Source organism: Massilia genomosp. 1 (genome assembly GCF_011682185.1).
GTDB classification, from domain to species: Bacteria; Pseudomonadota; Gammaproteobacteria; order Burkholderiales; family Burkholderiaceae_D; genus Telluria_A; species Telluria_A rubra.
Genome location: NZ_WHJF01000011.1, coordinates 76370 through 102078 on the forward strand (window position 1 = coordinate 76370; position 25709 = coordinate 102078).

Annotated in this window: 24 protein-coding genes; 10 read left to right on the forward strand and 14 right to left on the reverse strand. The window is 65.5% G+C overall.

Annotated features, from left to right (window positions below):
• A complete protein-coding gene (locus F1735_RS06465; RefSeq protein WP_167236165.1) occupies positions 1-1146 on the reverse strand; it encodes a carbohydrate kinase in 1146 nt (381 codons plus the stop codon).
• A gap of 286 nt (positions 1147-1432) precedes the next feature.
• Here F1735_RS06465 and xapA point away from each other — a divergent pair, with 286 nt between their 5' ends.
• From xapA to F1735_RS06500, 7 genes are all read left to right on the forward strand, one after another.
• A complete protein-coding gene (gene xapA, locus F1735_RS06470) occupies positions 1433-2275 on the forward strand; it encodes a xanthosine phosphorylase (protein WP_167236166.1) in 843 nt (280 codons plus the stop codon).
• 172 nt (positions 2276-2447) lie between these two features.
• Complete coding sequence (locus tag F1735_RS06475) at positions 2448-3641, forward strand: phosphopentomutase (protein ID WP_167236167.1); 1194 nt, start codon at positions 2448-2450, stop codon at positions 3639-3641.
• Positions 3638-4594: a deoxyribose-phosphate aldolase gene (gene deoC, locus F1735_RS06480; RefSeq protein ID WP_167236168.1), complete on the forward strand. Its 957-nt coding sequence runs from the start codon at positions 3638-3640 to the stop codon at positions 4592-4594. The genes F1735_RS06475 and deoC overlap by 4 nt, the downstream gene beginning before the upstream one ends.
• 17 nt (positions 4595-4611) lie before the next feature.
• A complete protein-coding gene (locus F1735_RS06485; protein WP_373888481.1) occupies positions 4612-6990 on the forward strand; it encodes an aldehyde dehydrogenase family protein in 2379 nt (792 codons plus the stop codon).
• A 41-nt stretch (positions 6991-7031) separates the two neighbouring features.
• On the forward strand, positions 7032-8354 hold the full coding sequence (gene deoA / locus F1735_RS06490; protein WP_167236170.1) for a thymidine phosphorylase: 1323 nt from the start codon (positions 7032-7034) through the stop codon (positions 8352-8354).
• Positions 8355-8518: 164 nt separating this feature from the next.
• Complete coding sequence (locus tag F1735_RS06495) at positions 8519-8923, forward strand: cytidine deaminase (protein ID WP_166892939.1); 405 nt, start codon at positions 8519-8521, stop codon at positions 8921-8923.
• 3 nt (positions 8924-8926) lie between these two features.
• Positions 8927-10171 carry a nucleoside deaminase gene (locus F1735_RS06500; RefSeq protein WP_167236171.1) on the forward strand — a complete coding sequence of 415 codons (1245 nt, stop codon included), beginning with the start codon at positions 8927-8929 and terminating at the stop codon, positions 10169-10171.
• Here F1735_RS06500 and F1735_RS06505 read toward each other — a convergent pair.
• The 7 genes from F1735_RS06505 to F1735_RS06535 all read right to left on the reverse strand — a co-directional run bounded on the left by F1735_RS06505 (position 10158) and on the right by F1735_RS06535 (position 14475).
• Complete coding sequence (locus F1735_RS06505) at positions 10158-10550, reverse strand: VOC family protein (RefSeq protein ID WP_167236172.1); 393 nt, start codon at positions 10548-10550, stop codon at positions 10158-10160. The genes F1735_RS06500 and F1735_RS06505 overlap by 14 nt on opposite strands.
• Before the next feature lie 48 nt (positions 10551-10598).
• Entirely contained in the window at positions 10599-11030 is a 432-nt protein-coding gene (locus F1735_RS06510; RefSeq protein WP_167236173.1) for a VOC family protein, read from the reverse strand.
• 82 nt (positions 11031-11112) lie between these two features.
• Positions 11113-11871, reverse strand: coding sequence for a LytR/AlgR family response regulator transcription factor (locus F1735_RS06515; RefSeq protein WP_167236174.1), 759 nt, complete (start codon positions 11869-11871; stop codon positions 11113-11115).
• Between the two features lies 1 nt (position 11872).
• Complete coding sequence (locus F1735_RS06520; RefSeq protein ID WP_167236175.1) at positions 11873-12763, reverse strand: sensor histidine kinase; 891 nt, start codon at positions 12761-12763, stop codon at positions 11873-11875.
• Positions 12764-12767: 4 nt separating this feature from the next.
• Entirely contained in the window at positions 12768-13049 is a 282-nt protein-coding gene (locus F1735_RS35485; RefSeq protein ID WP_187364170.1) for a hypothetical protein, read from the reverse strand.
• Positions 13050-13180: 131 nt separating this feature from the next.
• A complete protein-coding gene (locus tag F1735_RS06530) occupies positions 13181-13921 on the reverse strand; it encodes a carbon-nitrogen hydrolase family protein (RefSeq protein ID WP_187364171.1) in 741 nt (246 codons plus the stop codon).
• Entirely contained in the window at positions 13921-14475 is a 555-nt protein-coding gene (locus F1735_RS06535; RefSeq protein ID WP_167236176.1) for a GNAT family N-acetyltransferase, read from the reverse strand. Before F1735_RS06535 ends, F1735_RS06530 begins: the two co-directional genes overlap by 1 nt.
• 205 nt (positions 14476-14680) lie before the next feature.
• Between F1735_RS06535 and F1735_RS06540 the strand changes: the two genes are divergently transcribed.
• Positions 14681-15217 (forward strand): hypothetical protein, encoded by a 537-nt coding sequence (locus tag F1735_RS06540; protein WP_167236177.1) that lies wholly within the window; start codon positions 14681-14683, stop codon positions 15215-15217.
• Between the two features lie 69 nt (positions 15218-15286).
• Here F1735_RS06540 and F1735_RS06545 read toward each other — a convergent pair whose 3' ends face one another.
• The 6 genes from F1735_RS06545 to F1735_RS06570 all read right to left on the reverse strand — a co-directional run bounded on the left by F1735_RS06545 (position 15287) and on the right by F1735_RS06570 (position 22613).
• Entirely contained in the window at positions 15287-15979 is a 693-nt protein-coding gene (locus F1735_RS06545; RefSeq protein WP_167236178.1) for a hypothetical protein, read from the reverse strand.
• On the reverse strand, positions 15976-16674 hold the full coding sequence (locus tag F1735_RS06550) for an SIMPL domain-containing protein (RefSeq protein ID WP_167236179.1): 699 nt from the start codon (positions 16672-16674) through the stop codon (positions 15976-15978). The genes F1735_RS06545 and F1735_RS06550 overlap by 4 nt, the downstream gene beginning before the upstream one ends.
• 125 nt (positions 16675-16799) lie before the next feature.
• On the reverse strand, positions 16800-18089 hold the full coding sequence (locus tag F1735_RS06555; protein WP_167236180.1) for a hypothetical protein: 1290 nt from the start codon (positions 18087-18089) through the stop codon (positions 16800-16802).
• Positions 18086-20272 (reverse strand): zinc dependent phospholipase C family protein, encoded by a 2187-nt coding sequence (locus F1735_RS06560; RefSeq protein ID WP_167236181.1) that lies wholly within the window; start codon positions 20270-20272, stop codon positions 18086-18088. The genes F1735_RS06555 and F1735_RS06560 overlap by 4 nt, the downstream gene beginning before the upstream one ends.
• A 212-nt stretch (positions 20273-20484) precedes the next feature.
• Positions 20485-21138, reverse strand: coding sequence for a TetR/AcrR family transcriptional regulator (locus F1735_RS06565; RefSeq protein ID WP_167236182.1), 654 nt, complete (start codon positions 21136-21138; stop codon positions 20485-20487).
• 8 nt (positions 21139-21146) lie between these two features.
• Positions 21147-22613 carry an aminotransferase-like domain-containing protein gene (locus F1735_RS06570; protein WP_167236183.1) on the reverse strand — a complete coding sequence of 489 codons (1467 nt, stop codon included), beginning with the start codon at positions 22611-22613 and terminating at the stop codon, positions 21147-21149.
• 173 nt (positions 22614-22786) lie between these two features.
• Here F1735_RS06570 and F1735_RS06575 point away from each other — a divergent pair, with 173 nt between their 5' ends.
• Both F1735_RS06575 and F1735_RS06580 read left to right on the forward strand, forming a co-directional pair.
• On the forward strand, positions 22787-24103 hold the full coding sequence (locus F1735_RS06575; protein WP_167236184.1) for an aspartate aminotransferase family protein: 1317 nt from the start codon (positions 22787-22789) through the stop codon (positions 24101-24103).
• A 4-nt stretch (positions 24104-24107) separates the two neighbouring features.
• Entirely contained in the window at positions 24108-25622 is a 1515-nt protein-coding gene (locus tag F1735_RS06580) for a CoA-acylating methylmalonate-semialdehyde dehydrogenase (protein ID WP_167236185.1), read from the forward strand.
• The last annotated feature ends 87 nt before the right edge of the window (positions 25623-25709 follow it).

Genomic DNA, 25709 nt, shown 5'->3' on the forward strand with positions numbered 1-25709 from the left:
TCAGTCCTGGTAAAGAGCGTTGAACGGTTGCTGGGCGCCGGGCAGGGCGTCGGGATTCGGAATCTCGGCGAGCACTTCCGCCGTCAGGTAAGGGCACACGGTTTCTTCGCAGGCGAGCGTCATGGCCGACAATTGCAGGCCGCGCCGGCAAGCCAAGGTCATGTCGTCGCTGCCCTGGAACAGGGACCAGCATACCGCAGCGGCAAAGGCGTCGCCCGCACCGGTGACGTCGACGATCTGCGCCGGTGGCGCGTCCAGCTGCGCGATGCCGCCGGCGCTGGTGTAGACCACGCCGGTGGCGCCGCGCGTGACGATGACGTCCTGCGCGCCTTGCGCCTGGATGGTGCGGCAGGCGGCCAGGAAGTCGGCGTCGCTCACGAGGCGCGCGCCGATGCGCGTTTCGAGTTCGCCCTGGTTCAGGATCAACAGGCGCAGGCCGCGCAGGTCGTCCGGCAGGTGCGCCATTTTCGGCTGCGATACGGCCACCAGCACCAGCGGCACCGAGCCGCGCGCGGCGTCGTCGAGCAGCGCGCGCAGGGTCTCGCGCGGCAGGTTCAGGTCGGCCACGATCAGGGCGCCGATGGCGCGCTGCGGCTGGCGCGTGTCCAGAAAGGCCGGCGTGAGGGCGTCGTACAAGGCCATGTCGGCCAGCGCCAGCAGCATTTCGCCATGGTCGTCCAGTACGGCGGTATAGGTGCCGCTGCATACGCCGGTCAGGTGCAGGGTGGCGCGGGTGTCGATGCCGGCCGCCTCGGCGTGCGCCAGCAGCGCCTTGCCGGATGAGTCGTCGCCGATGGCGGTGATCAGCGCAACCGGGGCCGACAGGCGCGCCAGGTTTTCCGCGATATTGCGCGCCACGCCGCCGAACGATTCGTCCTGGCGCGCCGGATTCGACGTGCCCATCTTGAGCGTGGCGATGGAGCGCAGCTTGCGATCGAGGTTGGCCGCGCCGAGGCAGACGATGGGCCGCTTATCGGGCAGCACGTAGGCGCGCCCGAGCAGGCGGCGGTCGCGGATCAGGCCCGCGATGTAGCCCGCCACGGCGGAGCGCGACAAGCCCAGCACGCTGGCCAAGTCCTGCTGCGAGATGAAGGGATTGGCACGGATCAGTTCGTACAACTGGTCTTTTTTGGAGAGTTCGGTCACAATAAGCAATCATTAAACAATTGTTTTCGATAGTAGACAAATGTTTTGGTGCTGTCAATCAATGATTGTGTCCTGCTCTCCTATAGTGCGCCCGAACGAATGGTGGGGTTCAACTGATTCTAGCGTGGATTTATATGTTGCGCGTATAAATGAGGAAGAAAAATGGTATTTGCCATACATATCACCGATCATGCATAGTTATAATAGTCAGCGAACTCATTCTCCGCGCCGCTTGCAGCATGCACGCCGCGCGGCAGCGCCCTCCCCGAACAGATAAGGAATCCACATGTCGAACAACACCCCCTTCGAAGCCGCCGATATCATCCGCGCCCGCAAACCTGGTTTTGAGCCGCGCGTGGCGATGATCCTCGGTTCCGGCCTTGGCGTGCTGGCCGAGCAGATGACCGATGCGGTCTCGATCGGTTTCGACGAACTGCCTGGCTTCCCGATCAGCACCGTACACGGTCACGCCGGTGAGCTGGTCCTGGGCACCCTGGCGGGTGTGAATGTGGTGTGCATGAAGGGCCGCGGCCACTTTTATGAAGGCTACGGCATGGGCGTGATGACCAGCGCCGTGCGCACCATGAAGCTGCTCGGTTGCGAGATGCTGTTCGTGACCAACGCCGCCGGTTCGCTGCGCACCGAAGTCGATGCGGGCAGCCTGGTGGCCCTGACCGACCATATCAACTGGCTGCCCGGCACGCCGATGGTCGGCCCGAACGACGACCGTTTCGGTCCGCGCTTTTTCAGCATGGCCAATGCGTACGACAGCGATATCCGCAACGTGGTCAAGGAGACTGCGGCGGCCAAGGGCATCACCTTGCACGAAGGCGTGTTCATCGCGTATCCGGGCCCGAACTTCGAAACCGCCGCCGAAATCCGCATGATGGCCAAGCTGGGTGCGGACGTGGTGGGCATGTCGGTGGTGCCGGAAGTGGTGTCGGCGCGTCATTGCGGTTTGAAGGTGGTTGGCGTGTCGGTCATCACCAACCTGGCCGAAGGGATGTCGCCGTTCCCGCTGTCGCACGAGCAGACCTTGAAGTACGCCGCCATCGGTGCCAAGGACCTGGTTGAGTTGATTCCGGCGTTCCTGGAGCGCGTTGCGCAACAAGCGCGCGCCGCTGCCTGATCGCTGACGTTCTCTCGATGCCACTACCCTCAATTCCGTCTCCCCCGCGAAGGCGGGGGCCCATAGCACCGTTGCTCACAGGTGCTATGGATCCCCGCCTGCGCGGGGACGACGGTGGTGGGCGGGGCCGCACCACTTAATCTACCTGAACCTTTCTGAAGCGAGCGATCCCATGTCACGCGCATTTATCCTCCTGCTTGATTCCTTCGGCCTCGGCGCCACGCCAGACGCCGACAAATTCGGCGACGTCGGCGCCAACACCTTCGGCCACATCGCCGCCTGGGCCGCCGAACAAGGCAAGCCCATGCAGCTGCCGAACCTCGAACGCCTCGGCCTCGCCGCCGCCGCCCACCTGGCCAGCGGCGAATGGGCTGCGGGCTTCAACCAGCGCGACGGCTTCACCGGCGCTTACGGCGCGGCGCGCGAGCGCTCCACCGGCAAGGACACCCAGAGCGGCCACTGGGAAATCGCCGGCGTTCCCGTCGAATTCGACTGGGGCTACTTCCCGCGCACCGTGCCGTCGTTCCCGGCCGAACTGACCGGCAAGCTGCAAGAACTGACCGGCGTGCCCGGCTACCTCGGCAACTGCCACGCATCCGGCACCGACATCATCAACAAGCACGGCGACGAACATGTCGCCACCGGCAAAATCATCGTCTACACCTCGGGCGACTCGGTGATGCAGATCGCCGCGCACGAAGAACACTTCGGCCTGGAGCGCCTGTACGCGGTTTGCGAAGCGGCGTTCGAGCTGGTCAAGCCGTACAACATCGGCCGCGTGATCGCGCGCCCGTTCCTGGGCGAGAACGGCAACTACCGCCGCACCAGCAACCGCCACGACTACGCCGTGCCGCCCCCAAGCGCGACGCTGCTCGATCACGTCAAGAACGAAGGCGGAGAAGTCATCGGCCTGGGCAAGATCAGCGACATTTTCGCTACCCAGGGCATTTCGCGCGTGGTCAAGGGCGTGGACAACATGGCCCTGTTCGATGCGCTGCTCAAGGTAGCCGACGAAGCCGGCGACAAGTCGCTCACGTTCGTGAACTTCGTCGACTTCGACCAGGCCTTCGGCCACCGCCGCGACGTGGCGGGTTACTCGAACGCGCTGCACGAAATGGACGCGCGCCTGCCCGAATTCATGGCCAAGCTCAAAGAGGGCGACCTGGTGGTCATTACCGCCGACCATGGCTGCGACCCAAGCTGGCCGGGCTCGGACCACACGCGCGAGCACATTCCGATGATTTTCTTCGGGCCTGGCGTTGGCGCGCGCGCGCTGCCGGTATCGAACACCTTCTCCGACATCGGCGCCACCCTGGCCAAGCACCTCGGCGTCGAACCACTCTCCAACGGAACCGCTCTGCTATGACTCACAATCCCGCATTCAAACGCAACGAGGTGGTTGGCCTCGATCTCGGCTGGGTCAACCAGATCAAAGTCAATCGCAATGCGTCGGACCGCCGCGCCGCCAGCCTGGCCAATCGGCGCACCGTCAAAAAAGAATACCAGGCCGCGTGGCTGATCAAGGCGCTGCAATGCATCGACCTGACCACCCTTGGCGGCGACGACACGCCGGGCCGGGTCGAGCGCCTGTGCATGAAGGCCATGCGCCCGCTGCGCACGGACCTGATGGAGGCGCTGGGCGTGTCCAACCTGACCACCGGCGCGGTGTGCGTGTACCACGAGATGATCACCCCTGCGGCCAAGATCCTGCAAGGCCGCTTGCCGATCGCCGCCGTCTCGACAGCGTTCCCGGCCGGCCTGGCCAGCATGGAAACCAAGGTGCGCGAGATCGAACTGTCGGTCGCCGCCGGCGCCACCGAAATCGATATCGTCATCACCCGCCAGCATGTCCTGATGGGGAACTGGCAGGCGCTGTACGACGAAATGGTCGCGTACCGCAAAGCCTGCGGCGAGGCACACGTCAAGGCCATTCTCGCCACCGGCGACCTGCTCACCTTGGAAAACGTGGCCAAGGCATCGTGGGTGTGCATGATGGCGGGCTCGGACTTCATCAAGACCTCGACCGGCAAGGAAGGCGTCAACGCCACCATTCCCGTGGCCCTGACGATGGTGCGCACGATCCGCGAATACCATGAGCAGACCGGCTTCCAGGTCGGCTTCAAGCCGGCCGGCGGCGTGTCGAGCGCCAAGAGCGCGCTGCAGTACCTGACCCTGATGAAAGAGGAATTGGGACGCGATTGGCTGGAGCCGCATCTGTTCCGCATCGGCGCATCGAGCCTGCTGACCGACATCGAGCGCCAGCTCGAACATTACGTCACCGGGAACTACTCGGCCAACCATCGTCACGCGCAACCATAAACCTCAACGGATTCGTCATGCCAACAATTAACGAGATTCTTCAAACTATGGACTACGGCCCTGCACCCGAGAGCACCAAAGAAGCGCAAGCATGGCTGGACCAGCATGAGCGCCGTTTTGGGCTGTTCATCGATAACGCCTGGACCGATTCTGCCGACACTTTCGCCACGACCAATCCGGCCGACGGCAAGGAACTGGCCCAAGTAAGCCAGGCCAGCGGCGCCGACGTGGACCGCGCAGTGGAAGCGGCGCGTCGCGCCCAGCCGCTCTGGGTGACGCTGGGCGGCCATGGCCGCGCGCGCGTGTTGTACGCGCTGGCGCGGCTGCTGCAAAAACATGCGCGCCTGTTCGCGGTCCTCGAAACGCTCGACAACGGCAAGACGATCCGCGAAACGCGCGACGCCGACCTGCCTTTGGCCGCGCGTCACTTCTACCATCACGCCGGCTGGGCGCAGCTGCAATCGGAAGAATTTGCCGATTACCGCGCCGTGGGCGTGGTGGGCCAGATCGTCCCCTGGAACTTCCCGCTGCTGATGCTGGCCTGGAAAATCGCACCGGCGCTGGCCGCCGGTAACACGGTGGTCTTCAAGCCGGCTGAATTTACCTCGCTGAGCGCGCTGCTGTTCGCCGAAATCTGCCAGCAGGCCGGCGTGCCGGCCGGCGTGGTCAACATCGTCACCGGCGACGGCCGCGTGGGCGAAGCCATCGTCAACCATGCGGGCATCGACAAGATCGCCTTCACCGGTTCCACCGAAGTTGGCCGCATCATCCGCAAGGCCACCGCCGGCAGCGGCAAGAAGCTCTCGCTCGAACTGGGCGGCAAGTCGCCGTTCATCGTGTTCGAAGATGCCGACCTGGACGCCGCCGTCGAAGGCGTGGTCGATTCGATCTGGTTCAACCAGGGCCAGGTTTGCTGCGCCGGTTCACGCCTGCTGGTGCAGGAATCGATCGAAGATCGCTTCCTCGCCAAGCTGCGCGCACGCATGGACACCCTGCGTCTCGGCTCGCCCATCGAAAAATCGGTCGACATCGGCGCCCTGGTCGATCCGATCCAGCGCCAGCGCATCGAAGGCCTGGTCGAAGCCGCCCGCGCCGAAGGCTGCACCATTTACCAGCCGGCGTGCGACATCCCGGCTACCGGCTCGTGGTTCCCGCCAACGCTGATTACCGGCGCATCCACCTCGGCCGGCATCGCCCAGACCGAAGTCTTCGGACCGGTGCTCGTTGCGATGAGCTTCCGCACGCCGGTCGAAGCGGTCCAGCTGGCGAACAACACTGTCTATGGCCTGGCTGCCAGCTTGTGGTCCGAGTCGATCAGCCTCGCGCTCGACGTGGCGCCGCAGATCAAGGCTGGCGTGGTGTGGATCAATAGCGCCAACCAGTTCGACGCCGCATGCGGCTTCGGCGGCTACCGCGAATCCGGTTTCGGACGCGAAGGCGGCAAGGAAGGCATGTACGAATACATGACGGCGCTGTCGGAAGACGCGCGTCCTGCGCTGCCCGTGGTGGAAGCCAAGGGCAAGGCCAGGCCGGCCGAGGCGCCAGGTCCGTTCGCCATCGACCGCACCGCCAAGATGTACATCGGCGGCAAGCAGGCGCGCCCTGATGGCGCCTACACCCGCGCGATCATTGGTGCCAATGGCGCGTTTGTCGGCGACGTGGGCGAGGGCGGCCGCAAGGACATCCGCAACGCCGTGGAAGCGGCGCACAAGGCGTCCGGCTGGGCCAAGGCCACCTCGCACAACCGCGCGCAGGTCTTGTACTATATCGCCGAGAACCTGGCGATCCGCGCCGACGAATTCGCTGCGCGCCTGGCGGCCATGACGGGCGCCAAAAATCCCGAGAAGGAAGTGCAGGCCTCGATCGAACGCCTGTTCTACTACGCGGCGTGGGCCGACAAGTACGACGGCCTGGCGCACCAGCCGCCGATGCACGGCATCACCGTGGCGCTGAACGAGCCGGTCGGCGTGATCGGCATCATCTGCCCGAACGAGTCGCCGCTGCTCGGCTTCATCTCGCTGGTGGCGCCTGCGCTGGCGCTGGGTAACCGCGTGATCGCGGTGCCGTCGGAAGCGTATCCGCTGGCGGCGACCGACCTGTATCAGGTACTCGACACGTCGGACCTGCCGGGCGGTGCGCTCAACATCATCACCGGCAGCGCCGACGAACTGGCCAAGACGCTGGCGACGCACTCGGACGTGGACGCCGTGTGGCGCCACGACGGTTCGCTTGAGGGTTGCGCCGAAGTCGAACGCCTGTCGGCCGAATCGCTCAAGCGCACCTGGGTGGGCGGCGGCAAAGGGCGCGACTGGTACGACACCAAACAGGCCGGCGGACGCGCAGTGCTGGCGCACGCGAGCCAGGTCAAGAATGTCTGGATTCCGTACGGCGTGTAAGCCTGCGGCTCAGTGACAACAATATTAAGTAAAGGCAGCACATGTTCTTAAATCAGGAAATCATCCGCAAAAAACGCGATGGCGGGGCTCTCTCGGCCGAGGAGATCGAGTTCTTCGTCCGCGGCATCACCGACGGCAGCGTCACCGAAGGCCAGATCGCGGCACTCGCGATGGCTGTCTTCTTCAACGACATGAACATGGATGAACGCGTCGCCTTCACCCTGGCCATGCGCGACTCCGGCCAGGTCATGGAATGGCGTTCGATGAACCTGCCCGGTCCCGTGGTCGACAAGCACTCCACCGGCGGCGTGGGCGACGTGGTCTCGCTGATGCTCGGACCGATGATCGCCGCCTGCGGCGGCTTCGTGCCGATGATCTCCGGCCGTGGCCTTGGCCACACCGGCGGCACGCTCGACAAGTTCGATTCGATTCCCGGCTACTGCACCGTGCCCGATCCGGAACTGTTCCGTAACGTCGTCAAGGACGTCGGCGTGGCCATCATCGGCCAGACCGCGCAACTGGCGCCGTCGGACAAGCGTTTCTACAGCATCCGCGACACCACCGCGACGGTGGAATCGGTGGCGATGATCACCGGTTCGATCCTGTCGAAGAAGCTCTCCGCTGGCCTGGACGCGCTGGTGATGGACGTTAAAGTCGGCACCGGCGCCTTCATGCCGAGTTACGACAAGTCGGTCGAACTGGCCGAGAGTATCGTCGCTGTCGGTAACGGCGCGTGTACGCGCACCTCGGCGCTGCTGACCGAGATGAACGAGTCGCTCGGTCCCGTGGCCGGCAATGCGCTGGAAGTGCGCCTGGCGATGGATTACCTGACCGGCCGTTCGCGTCCGGCGCGCCTGCACGAAGTGACCATGGCGCTGTGCGCCGAGATGCTGGTGCTGGGCAAACTGGCCGCCAACGAAACCGAGGCGCGCGCCAAGCTGCAGGCGGGGCTGGACTCCGGCGAAGCGGCCGAGCGCTTTTCGCGCATGGTCGCGGCGTTGGGCGGCCCGGCCGATCTGGTCGAGCGTCCGGATGCATACCTGGAAAAGGCGCCGATCGTGGTGCCGGTGCCGGCGCTGCAGGCCGGTTTTGCGACGGCGACCGATTGCCGTGGTTTGGGCCTGGCGGTGGTCAGCCTGGGCGGCGGTCGTCGTCGTCCGGAAGACGCAATCGACTTCGCGGTTGGCTTGACCGGCTTGGTGGAACTGGGTGACGCGATTGCGGTCGGCCAGCCGCTGGCGATGGTGCATGCGCGTACGCAGGCTGCGGCCGAACAGGCGGTGCGCGAGGTGCAGGCCGCGTACAAGGTTGGCGATACGAAGCCGGCTGCGAATCCGATCATTTACCGTACCATTCGTCCGTAACAGTCGCATTTCCACCGTCTCCCCCGCGCAGGCGGGGGCCCACGGCACCTATGAGCAACGGTGCTATGGATCCCCGCCTGCGCGGGGACGACGGTCTTGAGGGAGACGGTCCCAATGGGGCCTGAACCCGGCGTGATAGTTAAACAGCTTTGTCAGGACCACCCATGAACTACGAAAAACTTATCACCGAAGCCACCGCAGCCCGCCTGCTGGCTTACACCCCCTACTCGAACTTCCAGGTCGGCGCCGCCCTCGAATGCAAGGACGGTCGCATCTTCCGTGGCTGTAACGTCGAAAACGCCGCCTACGGCTTGTGCAACTGCGCCGAGCGCACCGCTTTTTTCAGCGCCGTCGCGCACGGCTACAAGCCGGGCGACTTTTCCGCGCTCGCTGTCATCGGCCAGACCGACGGCCCGATCGCCCCATGCGGCGCGTGCCGCCAGGTGATTTTGGAACTGGGCGGCAACGACCTGCCGATCGTGCTCACCAACCTCAATGGCGACATTCTCGAAACGACGGCGGCCGGCCAGCTTCCGAACGCGTTCGGAAGCTGGGACCTGAAGAAGTAAGCTTTGAAAAAAACCATCGATGTACAGGCCGCGGTAGCCCTTGCGGCCATTGAAGCCATCGCCGCCAAGACCCAGGGAACGTTCGGGGTCGGCGGCGTGCTGCTCGACCAGCATGGCAACGTGCTCAAATCGCTACAGAACAACGTGGTGCGCGAAGGCCTGATCTTCGACCCGACCGCGCACGGCGAACGCCAGTTGATCGACTGGTACTTCGCCGAGCGCGCCAAGGGCCGCGCCCTGCCGCCGCCCGAAGAAATCACCCTGGTCACCTCGCTCGACCCCTGCGCCATGTGTACCGGCGCGATCCTGTCGGCCGGGTTCAACGCGGTCGTCGCCGCGCGCGACGCCAGCGCCGGCATCAATCATGACGCCAGCTTCACGTTCGACTGCCTGCCCGCCGGCCTGCGCGGCCAGGCCGCCGCCACCTTCTTTTACCCGGCCGTGAAAGGCGCGTCCCCGTTCGCGCGCGCCAGCGCCGGCGCCGCGCCCAAGTCCTTCTTCATCGGGAAAACCATCGCCGAAGCCACCCAGGCGCTTTGCTCGCTGGTGTTCGAAGCGACCTCCGAAAAAGTCCAGGTGCTGCTCAATGGCGACGGTCCGCGCGGGCAGTTGAAAAACCCCGCGCTGCTGGAGCCCGGCCACCCGCTGGTACGCCAGCTCAAAACCCTGTACCCCGACGCGCTGGCCTACCGCTGCGCGCCGCACCAGCCCGACGCGGGCCTGGCGCCTTATCTGCGCGCAGCCGTGGAACGCGACCGCCAGCAGGGCGGAGAGGGCGATGCGGTGGCCTTGCTCGATTCCTTCGGCAACCTGCTGCTGTGTTCACCGGGCCGGCGCGCGCTGTCGGCCATCTGCACCGCGTTCATGGAATGCACGCGCCAGTACGCGCAGCTGCGCTACACCCTGATGCAGGGCCTGGACGCACAGGCGCAGGCCGAGGTGCGCCAGTACCTCGCCCATCCCCGCGAAGGCACCTTCGTCTTCGCGCGCGGGCCAAACGCCAGCGCGCAGAGCTACATGAACCTGGGCGCCTACGGATCGACCATGGAAGGCCCGCTGCCGGCGGATAATCCGGCCCAGTTCCAGTACGTGACGGCGGCGCTGGACGCGCTTGACCTTGCCGCGATCTGCGCGCACATGCCGCCGCTGTACCGCGACATCATCCGCATCCGTCCGCACCAGGTGGCCGACCGGGCGCTGGTGGCGGCGCTGGCGCAGCCGCAGCCGCAGCCCTTCATGCAGCCGTGATATCGGCCTGCATCATCCCGAAGATATTCCCGTCCGGGTCCTTGAGGTAGGCCAGCCAGCCGATCCCCGGCACCGCCGCCTTGGGCACGCACACCACGCCATGCGGCGAGCCGGAGGCGGCTTTCGCGAGCGAGGCGTCGATATCTTCCACATCGACCGTGATGACGAAGGCGTTGACCGCCGCCTGGCTCTCGGGCGGCGGCCCGCGGCGCGGCAGCAGGCCGCCGTTGATGCCCGGCTGGTCTTCCGGCCCGGTATGCACCATCCAGTACTCGCCGCCCGCCCATTTGTTGAAGCTCCAGCCGAACAGGCGCTGATAAAAATCGATGGTGGCCTGCGGGTCGGATGCCTGGATTTCGAAGTGGACTGCACGTGACATGGTGTGCTCCTCGATGGCTGCCTTGGTTGGCTCAATGAGTTGGCTCGATTAGTCGAACGGGTCGTAGGTGCCGAAGGTCCAGACGTGGCCCTCCAGGTCGCGGCAGGTAAAGCTGCGCCCACCGTAGTCTTCATCCTTGAGCTCCATGACGACCTGCGCGCGCGCCGCCAGCACGCGCTCGTAGACGGCGTCGGCGTCGGCGACGACCACGCAGATGGTCTGCGTTTGCGCGCCGCCGATCTGGTCGGGCTGCTTCATCAGTTTGCTGTATTCGGAGTCGATGGCCGAGGTCGAGCCCAGCATCACCATGCCGTTGCCGAAGGTTAATTGCGCGTGGAGGATGGTGTTGTTGTCTCCGGGGACGACGAGTTGCTTTTCGAAACCGAAGTTATTGCAGAGCCATTCGATGGCGGCCGGGGCGTTGCGGTAGCGCAGGCACGGAATGACGTTGGCGCGGGTTTGCTTGGGAGTTGCTGACATATTCCTTCTCCTTGGGTAGGTGATCGGGAAAATCAGGTGTTTTCAAGGTCCCTATGGTACTGGATTATCGGGGCCGTGGCGCTTACATTTGCTGGAACAGATGCGCGTGATTGCGGCTCACTTCCAGCAGCGTCGGGTGCTTGCGCACCCTGAGCATCTGGCGTCCGCGCTCGTCGCGCGTGACCTCGGCAATGGCGTCGACCCGCACCAGGGTGGAGCGGTGGATGCGCCAGAATTCGTCGGGATCGAGTTCGTCGGCCAGCTCCTTGAGGGTTTTCCGGATCAGCAGCTCGGCCTGCGCCGTCCGCACCAGCGTGTATTTGTCGTCGGACTGGAAATACAGGATTTCGCGGGTGCTGACCATGCGCAGGTTGCTGCCTACCTGGGCCTGGATCCAGCGCAGGTAAGCGGGTTTTTTTGCCTCGCCATGCTGCAGGATCTGCGTCAGCTGGCGCAACTGCTCGCCGATGTTGTCGGGCGCCTGGCTCAGGCGCGCGCGCAGGCGCTCGCACGTCACGCGCAGGCGCTCGGCCACCACGGGCTTGAGCAGGTAATCCATCGCGCCCTGTTCGAAGGCGTCCAGCGCGTACTGGTCGTAGGCGGTCACGAACACGATGTGGCAGCGGTTGTACAACTGGCGCGCCGCGTCGATGCCGCCCTGGCCCGGCATGCGGATGTCGAGGAAGACGATGTCGGGCTGGTGCCGCTCGGCCATGATAACGGCATCGAGGCCGTTGCTTGCCTCGCCGGCGATGAGCAGCTCGGGCCAGGCCTCGGCCAGGCGCGCGCGCAGTTGGTCGCGCATGGGCGATTCGTCGTCGACAATGAGGGCGCTTGCCATGTCAGTTGACCTCTTGGGAAGAACAGGGCACGCGCAGCGACGCCAGCGCGCCGCCCTCGGGCGGCATTTCGATCACCAGTTCCGCGCGTGACCCGAACAGCAGGAACAGGCGCTCGCGGATATTCGCCAGGCCCACGCCGTCGCCGGCATGCATGTTGAAGCCGACCCCATTGTCGCGCACATCGACATGCATGGCGTCGTCCACCAGGCGCGCGCCGACCTCGATGCGGCCGCCCTCGATTTTTGGTTCGAGGCCGTGCTTGATGGCGTTTTCGATCAGGATTTGCAGCATCATCGGCGGGAAGGGCGTGTGTTCCAGGTGCGCGGGCACGTCGAAGCTGACCGTCAGCCGCTCCTTCATGCGCGCCTGCATGATCGACAGGTAGGCGCGCGAGAGCTGCACCTGGCGCCCCAGGGTGCCGCCGCCGGCCGCGCGCATCTGCGGCAGGGTCGAGCGCAGGTATTCGATCAGGTGCATGTGGATGCGCGCGGCCTGCGGCGGATCGGTTTCGATCAGTTGGCCGATCAGGGCCAGGGTGTTGAACAGGAAGTGCGGCTCGACCTGCGCCTGCAGGGTCGCCATCTGCGCTTCGAGCAGGCGCCGTTCGAGCACGGCGACATTGGCTTCGGCGGTCGCTTCCCTGGCCACCAGTTCGGCCTTGCGCTTGCCGCCGGCCAGCACTTTCACGCCGTACGAGAGGATGATGTACCAGATCGCAGGTTCGGGCAGGGTCAGGATCAGGCCGAAGGCCATGGCCAGGAACCAGGTGATGAACAGTTGCCGCCATTCCACCAAGGCAAGCCAGTCGAAGAAGTTCCACCATAACACTGTGGCTTGCGCGAGTGAATCGCGCAGGAAATCCATCATCTTGTTCAGCTGGCTTGCTTTCACGCTGTTATTCGCCTTCGGTCTTGACCGGTGTGCAGGGCGTGGCGGGGCCGCGCGTGGCGCGGTCGCTGACGTAGCCGTTCACCAGTTTGATGACCATGAACAACACGAACAAGGTGAGCACCAGCGGCACGATGGTCAGCAGCAAGGCCAGGCCGACGGCGCTGAGCATCAGGGTCGGCCAAGACATGGTGGAAATGGCGCCGACGGCGTATTTGGCTGCATTGACCAGGGTGCGGCCGAGGTCGTCCAGGCTGGCAAAAAAGGACGTAAAGGCAGGGTTGTTCATGTGCTTCTCCAGGGGAGGGTTGTCGATGGAGAGACTGTAGCAAGCGCGCGGGGAATGCTTTACGGTTGTCCGACGAAGTGCATAAAATGGGGGGTGATTGGTGTGCAGGGGCGATAAGCGGGCCGGGAACCTCAGGCCAGCGCCACGACCTTGCCGCCATTGTCGTCCGCCATCACCAGCATCTCGCCCGGACCCGGCGCGGCGACGATCAGCTCTCCACCGGAGGCCCAGATCGCGCTGCGGCCGGCGCTCTGGTACCCGCCCGATGGGTGCGCGTGATTGGCCATCAGCACACCCATCCCGAACAGCTTCGCATAGCCGGCCAGCTGCCCGGTATCCTTGTCGTACCCGCCCGCGGAAATGAGCGAGCCGGCCGCGTACAGCCCGGCCCCGGCCACCGCGGCGGCGTGTGCGTGCTGCTGCTGGCCGGTGTCGGCGCAAATCGCCAGCGCCACCCTGGTGCCGCGCACATCGTGCAGCTGGCTGATGGCGCTGCCGGCCGCGACGTGCTGTTCTTCGCCCGCATGCAGGAAGTGCTTGCGGTAGCTTGATGTGCGCCCGTCCGGATGAAAGGTGATCGCGCCGATGGAAGGCAGCGCACCGGCGTTGGCCAGCGGCGCGCCAACCACGATGGTCATATTGGCGCTGGCGGCGCGCTCGCGCAGCGGCGCAAGGCGGATGTCGTCGGCCTTGAGCGCGCAGGCGCCCATGCCGGCCAGCTCGTAGCCGCACAGGGACAGTTCGGGGAACACCAGCAGTTGCACGCCGGCCGCGCCGGCGGCGTCGATGAAGGCCAGATGGCGCGTGACGTTGGCCGCGATATCGAGCGGCGCGCAGGCATACTGCGCGGCCGCGTAGCGCAGGCCGGCCATCAGATGCCCTCCCAGCCGCGCCGCAGCAGGCCGTAGAACGCGGTGTCGCAGATTTCGCCGTTGACGATCCAGCGTTCCGGCATGGTGCCCTCTTTTTGAAAGCCCATGCGTTCGAGCAGCTTGGCCGAGGCCAGGTTGCGCGGGTCGATATCGGCTTCGATGCGGTTCATGTTCATTTCCTTGAACAGGTAATCGAGCGTGACGCGCATCGCTTCGCTCAGGTAGCCCTGGCCCCAGAAGGCGCTGGCCAGTGCGTAGCCGATTTCGCAGCGGCGGTTCTGCGCATGGAAGGCATGCGGCTTGATGGTGCCGATCAGCTTGCCCGTTTCGCGCAGGACCAGCGCCATTTCCATGCTGCTGCCGTTGCTGTAGCCGTCCAGCGCGCGCGCAATGACGGCGTCGCCCTGGGCCGGGTCGGTCCAGGCGGTGCCGCTGAAGTAGCGCATGACGACCGGGTCGGAGTGGATGGTGTACAGCGCTTGCGTGTCGCTGGCGTGCAGGAAGCGCAGCGTCAGGCGTTCGGTCTGTAGGGTGACGGGAGCAATTTCGGACATGGGACAGCCTGCTGGATGGGGAATTGACAAGAATACAGCAATGTCGCAAATCGGGCATGCCCCTGCGTCGTCTTGCGGCATTGATTGTTTCTGCGTGACAAAAATAGCACGACCTGATCCCACGCGCACCCAAGGCTTGGTCCTACTCGCATGCATCGCTGGCAATGTAAGAATGTCTGTTCGATATCTTTCTCAGGAGACAGGCATGAAAACCAAGATCGCAATGACGCTCGTCGCACTCATGGTCGGCGGCGCCGCACTGGCGCAAACCCAGGGCGGCGCCAGCGCGGGCGCCACCACCGGATCGAGCGCCACCAATACCGGCACGGCCGCGCGCGGCGCTGCGCCGAGGGTCAATCCGGACCGGCAGAATCGCAAGCGCACCAAAGCGCCGCAAAACCGCGACAAGGCGCCGGAAGAGCGCGACGTGCCGAACGATCCGCGCGACAGCACCACCGCCACCGGGACTGGCGCCAACAGCGGCAACACTGCCGCCCGCGATGCGACGCGCGATGCGACGCGCGATGCCGACCGCCCGTCGACCAGCGGCGGCAGCGAGATGCGCGGCTCGTCGGGCACACGTGGCGCCACCGGCACCAATGGCGTCAATAACAACGGCACGACCAGCACCAATGAGCCGGCCCGCAATGGCGATGTGCCTGCGCCGCGCAGCGGCGGCATGTCGGGCGCCGGCCCTGCGACGGGTACAAGCGACAAATCGGCGGTGCCGCCAGTGAGGTAACTTCAACTGGCGAGCACGCCGCCAGGAGCGCCGGCTACGGTGTTCCCGGCGGCGGCACGCACGGTACGGTCAGGTGTCGTGACAGACCGTTTCTTCGATCTTGTAGCCCAGTGCCGGACGCAGCGCATCCATGTGCGCATCGACCAGTGTTTCAGGCACGACGTTGGGGACCCGCACTTTGCGCAGCTTGAGCCGATCGTCGAGATAGCTGATGTCGATGCCGCAGGGGCTGTTATAACTGCTGTATTGAAATGGGCAAACCGAGGTGATCGCATCAAACGACAGCCTCATGATCCTGATCCGATCGGCCGAGCCGGGAAGATGCAGCACGATCCGCTCCCCCTCCAGGTCGATCTGGTAAAACGTCACGTTTCCGAGCGACTGCCCGCAGATCATGCCAAGTCCTATCGTTCCCGCAACCATGAACCACGCCACGGCCGCCCCCGTATTGTTCGCAAACCAGGCCTGGGTTTTGCCGCTGGCCAGTAGCGCCCCGAAAAAAAATACATGGACGAGCACGAAAGTCGTCTTGTAGGGTCGTTCAGTGATAAACGACAAGGCGGGGAACCTTGGCGGCGCGTCCTCCGGCGCGTTTTTGTCGTGATGCTCGGCGCACCATTCCAGTATGACGGGGGCGGCCGGCGGTGCAGGCCTCTTGACGGCCTTGCGCGCCGCCAGCGCCTGCGCTTTCACCTCCTGCGCTTGCGCGCTGCGGACACGCTTGCCCTTCTGGCGCAGCCGGCGCGATCGGGGTACTGTCATGCGCCATCCGCCGGCGCGACAGCGGCAATGCCGAAGCGCACCCGGTAGCGCAGCTTGCTGACCCGCCGCGCGCCTTCGAGTTCGAGGTGCGCCGGTTCGCTGTCGTCGTCGGATGCGCCTCCCATCCTGCGCATGATGCCGGCCCTGGCCCAGCCCTGGTCGCCGAAGGCGCCGGAATGCTCGCTTTGCGTCTCCAAAGCCTCTACCTGCGAGACGAACGTCAAGCGCACACCCGCTTCCGTGGCGACGATGGTGGCCGCGTTGCGCGCGTTGGCGATCGCCGCCGCATGGGCGGCTGCGCGCTCGGCCTCGGGCGCGTCAAATTGCGGCGGGCGCATCGACACGCTCAGGGTGTAGCGCTGGTGTTCGAAAACCGGCTGCAGCGCGTCGAGCGCAACATACAGGCGCTTCGCTTCGGCACAGGCGAGCAAAATCTTGAAGGTGCGTTCCTGCCCCGGCTTGTTCTTTTTCCAGAACCAAGGCTGCCAGATGGCGTTGCCGCCCTCGCTCATCTCGTCCGGCGCGATGCCCGAGCTTTTGAGCACGCGGATGCAGTCGTCGCGCAGCGCGCCCGCTTCGGTGATGGCGTTGTCGGTGGTGCTGGCGCGCACCGAAATCGACAGGTCGGCGCGGTAGGTGGTCACTTGTTCGACCAGCGAAGACTCGCCGCTTACTTCGATATACGATTCCGTCATGGTGTCTTTAATGGTGTCTTTATGGGTGTTGTTTGCAAATGGGCTTGTCCCGATGGGAATCATACGGCATCGGCGCGGGCGGCAGCCGGGAATGGCCGCCGCCGGCAGCATCGCGCCACCCGCGTTCAACGTCCGACCAGCACCACCGTGTATCCGCCGACGACTTCACCGCCGATTTTCTGGCGCACGCGCACGACCTGGGCTTCGCCGCGCTTGATGTCGGCAATGCTGGCATGGAAGGCGATGGCCTGCGCCTCGCATCCGCGCAGCACATCCTCGGCCGGCAGCAGCAGCTTGCCGCGCGCCTCGAACGGAATATCGCTGATCGTCTGCCTGCGCGCCTGGCCCACCGTTACAGGAAGCAGCCCATAGCTTACCGGCTTGGCCGGGCTGCGCAGGCCGGGATCGGCCAGGCCGGTGTAGAGCTTGAGCCAGTCCATGGTGCCGGGCGCGTCGAGCGTGGCTTCGATCCGCGCCGGCCCCGGATTGGCCAGGTAGCCCAGGTTCAGCGCCAGGTCGATCGCCGCCGGCGAGGACGAGGGGACGACGGCGATGTTGCGCTGTCCGATATGGCGGTCGGACGGGGCCGAGAACTGGTCGGGCGCGACGGCGTCGAGAATCGGCTCGTGTACGCGCACCACCAGGCATTCGTGGCCGCCATTGACGAAGGCCGGCACCCAGCTTTGCGGACACTTGACGATGGCGTGGCAGCCGTGGCTCAGGTAGCGGCCATCGGGGCCGTTGACGACGCGCCATTCGGTGCTGTTGTTGAAGCGGTTGCCGAGGTCGACCCAGGTGGCGCCGATGAAGTTGGCGTCGGCGCGCGAGATGCCGAGCGTGGGATCGAACCAGTAGAATTCGACCCGCACGCGCAGCGCCGGCGCCTTGCCCAGGTTCCAGACGTGCGCATACAAGGTGTTGGGCGCGTTGGCGCGCGCAATGCCGCCCACCGTGGCCGGCTGCACCGGTGCGCTGGCCGCTTCCTGGTCGGGCACCACGTAGATGTCGGGCGACTCCCAGAACACCCCGCCCAGCGGGCGCGCGCCATTGTCGCCGCCGTTGGCGCGGATCAGCAGGAACGGCAGGAATTCATCCTTGCGCGGGCCGAAGGTCGGTCCGTTCTGCAGGATGCCCTGCACCTGGCCGCGGAACCAGGGGATTTCTTCGGCACTGCCGCGCGGCGGGCGGTTGACGGTTTCGGGCCGCTGCGGCGCGCTCTTGACCGGGGGCGGCGGCGTATCCTGGGGCAGCTCCACCGTGCCGGGAAACGGGCAGCGCGGCGGCGGCGGGCATACCGGCCTGCGCGGCGCCTGGCATGGGTCGTGGCTGCAGCGGCACTGATGGCAGGGCGCGTGCGGCGCGCCCGGGGCATGGCATGGGCAGGCGCAGGCGCGGTCTTGGTCGGATGGTTTCATGATGTCACCTTGTCGTCGTCGTTGCCGTCGTCTTTGCCGGCCTCGCGCGCGGCCCCGCGCGCCAGTGCCGCCAGAATGCCGGCGCCCACATCCACGCCGCAGCCAGGATTGCTCACGCCAGCGTCGAGAAAGTAGATATTCAGGGGCAGCGATGGATTGTGCAGTGTCGCCGGTTCAGCCTGCGAGGGCCAGGTGCATGGCGGCTGGAACTTGAAGCCTTCGGGATCCTCCACGCCTTCGGCGGTGCGGCTGCGCGCGAAATCCCAGGCGTGGTAGCCGTAGCCGCGGTCGGCGTCCAGGTTCCAGTCGACCAGCGGCACCACGGCGCCGCCGCCCGGCTGCGGAGACTGGCGCGAATTGAGCCAGATCAGGTAACTCGAAAAGCCGACGGCGTCGCCCAGGTGGCGGTTCGCGCGCAGGGCCGGGCCGACCGCATCGGCCGCCTGCGGCGTGGTCGCGCTTTCGAGGGCGTCGCGGATCTGCGGGTCCGCTCCCACGTTCTGGAACAGCACATCCGGATTGGCGCGGCGCGGGTGCGGTCCGGCGAAGGTGGGCGCCAGCTCCACGCCCTGGCCGGCCGGGTACTGCCACGGATGCTTGAATTCGTCGTCTGGATGACGGCGCGGGTAGGCGCGGTCGCGGAAAGGCGCCAGGTCGGGCACCGGCGTGTCGAAGCCGGGCAGCACGTTGCCGAGGTCGCCCAACACCCCGGCAAAGGCCTGGGCATCGGGCAGGCCGACCGTGATCAGGCCGACCGTGATTTCGTCGTCCATCGGCAGCAGATAGCCGGACATGACCAGCACCGCGCGGAACGATTTGAGCAGATGGAACAGCGGCAGTTCGAGCGCGTAGTACAAACCCAGGCGCAGCGGATAGGTGACGATGTCGGCCAGGATTGCCCACGGCAGGGTGGCCAGGTACACCGCCACCTGCACGATGTACAGCAGCACCTTGACGATCGAGAGGATGAAGTCGAGCAGGTCGTCCCACCAGTTGCCGTCGTCGTCGCCGGCGCCGGGCGCGCTGGCCTGCGGATCGTTGAAGGTCGGGAACTGCAGGTTGGGGAAGAGCTCGGGCGGTGGCGGCGGTTCGTGCGCGAAGCCGTCCACGGTGCTCATCTTGAGGTAGGCGAACAGCAGGCGGTAACAGGAGGCGATCAGGTCTTCGCCCGGCTTGCCGTCTTCCTCGCGCAAAATGCGCGGATGCGCGCCGTCCTTGTAGTACACGGCGGTGATGGTTTCGTGCAGCAGCCTGGCGATGGGGTCGGCCAGCTCCGAATCGACGTCGAGCAGGCGGCGCCGGGTCCAGTTCTCGCGCAGCGTATTGCCGCTCGGGTAAGCGGGGCGGGTCACGCCGGCGCCATCGTTTTCGCGGAAGGCGATGTCGAAGTACAGCGCCGACTCGGTCAGTTGCGGATACTGGCCGCCGCGCGCCGGCCCGGCGCCGTCGCGCAGGTAGCGGAAGGCGTCCATGTGGTTTTCCACCAGGTGGTGGCGCTGCCAGTGCAGGCGGAACGGCCCGCCCGAAATCGCGTTCACCAGCGCGTGGCCGGTGACGTCGGTGCCGATGTGGGTCATGTAGCCGAGCGCATAGGCGCGTGCCTTGTCCTGCTCATCCTGCGACTCGAACCTGGCGGCCTGGTTCCACAGTTCGCGCGCGAACTGGCCGGTGCGGCGGTAGTGCAGCATGTCCGACCAGAGGAAGGCCTGTTCGTCGAAGCCCTTGTTCAGGCCCAGCGAAAAGAACTCGAACAGGTCGAGGCGCGTCACGACAAAGTTCTCCAGCGCCGTGATCAGGATGGCGGACAGTTCGCCGGCGATATTGCCGACGCTTTCGGACAGGCCGCCGGTCAGGCGACTGAGTTCCTCGGCGGTGTTTTCCGATATCGGCCCCAGATAGCGTTCGTATTTTTCGATGTACGGGTCGAGCGCGTCGTACAGCCCTTCGAGCACGCGCAGCACCCCGATCAGGGCGCTCGAGAGTGGAAACGGCCCCTGGTCGCGAAAATCGGGCAGGAAGAAAAACAGGTCCGGGCCGATGGCGCCCAGGCTGGCGAAGTTGGGATGGCGCTGCATGATGCGCGCCAGTTCGGCGGTGTCGGCGCCGCTCCATGCGGGGTCGATGCGCGCGCTGGCGGCGGGTCGGAAACTGCCGTTCCCGAGCGCGCGGGCGGTCGCGCGCATGGCGCTGATGTGTATATACGGTCCGGGCATGATGCCCTCCACAAATGCGGTCGTCGGTCGGAACCAGGTATCTGGCTGGTCGTCTGCATTTGTAACGGTAGACCTGCGCTCGCACGCCGCCCTGTGGCATCGCAAACGGGGCGCGATTGACGGGATTGCCTTAATCGCGGACTTGCCAGTCGCTTCGGAAACAATTCCGAAGCGCACGCGAGCTACGGCTGCGTGCCGCCAATCGCCACCGCAGAGAGCACCATGTGCGTGATCACGTCCTCGGCGTCGTCGAAGTCCTTGCGCGTTAGCTGCTTGCGGTTCAGCACCAGCGCCATCTGCGCCGAAAAATCGGCGTACGACTGCGTCATGGCCCAGATGGCGAACAGCAGGTGGGTGGCGTTGATCGGGCCGATGCGGCCTTCGCCGATCCAGCGTTCGAACACCTCGATATCCTTGCGCAGCAGCGGCACCACGCGGCTCTGGATCTGCTGGCCGTACAGCTGCGCCCCGCTGATCACCTCCATCGCATACACGCGCGACGCCCACGGCTGGTCGCGCGAAAAGCGCAGCTTGGCCTGGATGTAAGCGCGCAGCACGTCGCGCGGCTCCTGGGCCGGATCGGCCAGGGTCGCCATGCGCGCCAGCCAGTCATCGAGCACGCCATCGAGCACGCGTTCGTACAGCGCCTGCTTGGTCGGAAAATAGTACATCAGGTTTTGCTTCGACAGGCCGGCCTGCTCGGCGATGGTGGCGATCGAGGTGCCTTCGTAGCCGCATTCGGCGAACACGCGCACGGCCACGCCGGCGATGTCGGCTTCGAGCTTGTCGCGATTGAGGATGCGGCGCTTGACGGCGGGAGTCTTGGTGGCGGCCATGGTCACTTTCAGCGTAGCGATTGCAAAAAGCCGATCAACGCGGGCGCATCGGCGGCGTACGCCACGTTGAAGCGGAACCAGATGCTCGGGGAAGGGCGCAGCATGAAAAATTCGTACGGCGAGAGCAGGATGCCGGCGCGCAGCGCGCGGTCGGCGATGACCTTGCCGTTGAACTCGGGCGTGGGCGCGAGCGGCCAGCCGGCGCTGACGAACATGCCGCCGCGCGGCCGGGCCAGCGGCTCCATGCCCGCCTCCCGCAAGCGTTCGATGGTGCGCTCGCGCCCCGAGCGCAATTGATCGGTCAGGCGTTCGACCATGCGCTTGTAAGGCCGCGCCGAAATGGCGTGGTACACCGCGCGCTCGTTGATTTCGGAGGTGGTCAGCCCGGTCAGCATCTTCACGCGCAGCAGTTCGGGAATCAGCGAATTCGATGCGCAGATCGAACCGACCCGCAGCACCGGCGAGAGGGTCTTGGAACAGCTGCCGACCCGGATCACGCGCCGCAGTCCATCCATGGCGGCCAGCGAGGCGTCGCCGCCGGATGCCAGTTCGCGGTAGATGTCGTCTTCCACCAGCCAGAAGTCGAACTGCTCGGCCGCCAGCAGCAGGCGGTGCGCCTGCGCTTGCGTGAGCGACGTACCGAGCGGATTTTGCAGCACGGTGTTGACGAACATGAGCTTGGGCTGGGTGCTGGCCGCCTGCGCCATCAGGGCGTCCATATCCAGCCCGTCCGGCCCGCGTGCAATGCCGACCGCAATGCAGCCGTGATGGCGGATCAGCGAGAGCAGGTTGCTGTAGCCCGGGTCCTCGACAAAGACCGTGTCGCCCGGCTTGGTGAGCGTGCGCAGGATCAGGTCGAACGCGTGGGTGGCGCCGTTGGTGAGCAAGATCTGGTCCGGGCCGGCCGCGAACAGCTCATCGGCCAAGGTGCCGGCCAAATGCTGGCGCAGCGTGGGAAAACCGAGCGGATGGCCGTAGCCGCGCAGGCGGCTGGCCGGAATTTTCATCGCGTGGCGCACCGCGTCGAGCACCGTGTCGTCGCCATACCACTCGGGCGGCAGCCAGCCCGCGCCGACCGGCAGCGCATCCGACACGCCTGAATACAGGTCCGGGGTCAGGGCGTCGATGGCGGCCGGCGTGGGTTGCAGCGCCAACTGCTGCGGCGCGCTGGCCGCCTCGCTGCGCGCCACAAAGAAGCCGGACCCGCGGCGCGAACTCAACAGCCCCAAGGTGAGCAGGCGGTCGTACGATTCCACCACCGTGAAGGTGCTCACGCCATTACATTTTGCGAAACGTCGAACCGAGGGCATCTTTGTCCCCACGCGCAGTTCGCGCCGGCTTACCATCAGCGTGATGGCCGCCACGATCTGGTCGACCAGGCCGCCGCGCTTGCTGCGCTCGATCGCCAACACCGGCCAGCCATCCCCGCAATTGCCAGGAGGCACTTCCTCACCCAGAACGTCGCTCTCATCCATCCACAGGTCCTTTGCTGCGGCGCCGCAAACTGTATTGTTTGCGCTACCGATACGGTTGGCGGGTTTTGCGATTTGTGTATATGTGCCATAGTTGATCTGCTGACTATTATTGCATCATCATTTTGCCAACTGGTAAATTATTTTTTTAGTTGTAAAAACTATCGGAGAGTCGCATGAACGAGTCCAGACCCGCATCGATGTCGTCGTTTTGGATGCCATTTACCAATAATCGCGACTTCAAAGCCAACCCGCGCCTGCTTGTATCGGCCGCGGGGATGTACTACAAGGATGTCGACGGCAACACCGTGCTCGACGGCACCGCCGGCCTGTGGTGCGTGCCTTGCGGGCATGCGCAGCCGAAGATCGTGGCCGCCGTGCGCGAGATGGTCGGCCAGCTCGACTTCGCCCCCACCTTCCAGATGGGCCACCCGGCCGCCTTCGACCTGGCCGAAAAGCTGATGGACTACACCGGGCGCCGTTTCGGCCACGTCTTCTACACCAACTCCGGTTCGGAAGCGGTCGATACGGCGCTGAAGATGGCGCTGGCCTACCACCGCGCGCGCGGCGAAGCGGGGCGCACGCGCCTGATCGGGCGCGAACGCGGCTATCACGGTGTCGGTTTTGGCGGCATTTCGGTTGGCGGCATCGGCGGCAACCGGCGCACCTTCGGGCCGCTGCTGCCGGGTGTCGACCACCTGCCGCACACGCACAACCTTGAGAAGAACGCGTATTCGCGCGGCGAGCCGGAACACGGCGCCAACCTGGCCGATGAACTCGAACGCATCGTCGCGCTGCACGATGCATCGACCATCGCCGCCGTCATCGTGGAACCGGTGGCCGGGTCCACCGGCGTGCTGATTCCGCCGAAAGGGTATCTGAAACGCCTGCGCGAACTGTGCTCCAAGCACGGCATCCTGCTCATTTTCGATGAAGTCATTACCGGCTTCGGACGCCTGGCCACGCCGTTCGCGTTCGATTACTTCGGCGTCGTGCCGGACATGGTTACTTGTGCCAAGGGCCTGACCAACGGCATGGTGCCGATGGGCGCGGTGTTCACCCAACAGCATATCCACGACGCCTTCATGGACGGCCCGGCCGGCATCGAGCTGTTTCATGGCTATACCTATTCGGGTCACCCGCTCGCCTGCGCCGCCGCGCTGGCCACGCTGGAAGTGTTCGAAGAGCAGAACATCCTCGATAACGCCAAGGCCGTGCAGCAATACTGGACCGACGCCGTGCATTCGCTCAAGGGCCTGCCGCACGTGATCGATATCCGCACCATCGGACTGGTGGCCGGGATCGAGCTGGCGCCGATCGACGGCAAACCGGGAGCGCGCGCGTTCAGCGCCTTCAAAAAAGCGTTTGCCGATGGCGTGTTGATTCGCACCACCGGCGACATCATCGCCCTGTCGCCACCGCTGGTACTCGAGAAGAAGCACATCGACGAGTTGTTCGGCAAGCTGGCAACCATCCTCAACAACCTGGACTGACGCCATGAGCAATCCCGATACCCAGTTGGACACCATCACCCACTTCATCAACGGCGCCAAGGTCGATACGGCCAGCGGCCGCTACGCCGACGTCTTCAATCCCGCCGTGGGCGAGCCATGCGCGCGCGTGGCGCTGGGCACGGCGGACGATGTGAATGCCGCCGTCGTCGCCGCCGCCGCAGCCTTTCCATCATGGTCGGCCACGCCGCCGCTGACGCGCGCGCGGGTCCTGTTCAAGTACCTGCAACTGTGCCAGACGCACACCGACGAATTTGCGGCCATGCTCACGCGCGAACATGGCAAGACGTTCTCCGACGCGCAGGGTGAAGTGGCGCGTGGTATCGAGATGGTGGAATTCGCGGTCGGGATTCCGCAACTGCTCAAGGGCGAATTCACCGACCAGATCTCGCGCGGCATCGACGCCTGGTCGATGCGCCAGGCGCTCGGCGTGGTGGCGGGCATCACGCCGTTTAACTTCCCGGTGATGGTGCCGATGTGGATGTTCCCGGTGGCGATCGCCTGCGGCAACACCTTTGTGCTCAAGCCGTCCGAACGCGATCCGTCGGCCTCCTTGCTGCATGCGAAGCTGCTCAAGGAAGCCGGCCTGCCGGACGGCGTGTTCAATGTGGTCCAGGGCGACAAGGTCACCGTCGACGCGCTGCTCGATCACCCGGACGTGCAGGCGGTCAGTTTCGTGGGCTCGACCCCGATCGCCGAGTATATCTACGCGCGCGGCAGCGCTCGCGGCAAGCGGGTGCAGGCGCTGGGCGGGGCCAAGAACCACATGGTGGTCATGCCCGACGCCGACATGGACATGGCCACCGACGCCCTGATCGGCGCGGCCTTCGGGTCGGCCGGTGAGCGCTGCATGGCCATTTCGGTGGTGGTGGCGGTGGGCGACGCCGGCGACAAGTTGATTGGCGCGCTGGGCCAGCGCACCGCCGCGCTCAAGATCCGCGACGGCATGGCGCATGACGCCGAAATGGGGCCGGTGGTCAGCGCGGCGGCCAAGGAACGCATCGAGCGCTTGATCGGCGAGGGCGTGGAGCAGGGCGCGACCCTGGTGGTCGATGGGCGCAACTGCAAGGTCTTGGGCCGCGAAAACGGCTTTTTTGTCGGGGGCACCTTGTTCGATCACGTCACGCCCGATATGACGATCTACAAGGAAGAGATTTTCGGGCCGGTGCTGTGCGTGCTGCGCGCGCCGGATGTGGCCACGGCGGTCAAGCTGATCAACGCCAACGAGTACGGCAACGGCGTGGCGATCTACACGCGCGACGGCGGCACCGCGCGCGAGTTCGTGCGCCAGATCCAGGTCGGCATGGTGGGGGTGAACGTGCCGCTGCCGGTGCCGATGGCGTTCAACAGCTTCGGCGGCTGGAAGCGCAGCATGTTCGGCGACCACCACGCGTATGGTCCCGAAGGCGTGCGCTTTTACACGCGGCACAAGGCGGTGATGCAGCGCTGGCCGAACACGGCCAGTGCTGGCGTGGAATTTGCTTTTCCACAGATGAAGTAGAAGACCCTGTAAGCGGGTGATGCGTACGGTTAGCCGATAAACCGTCGCCCCCGCGCAGGCGGGGGCCCAAGTTAGCTCCGTAGCCAG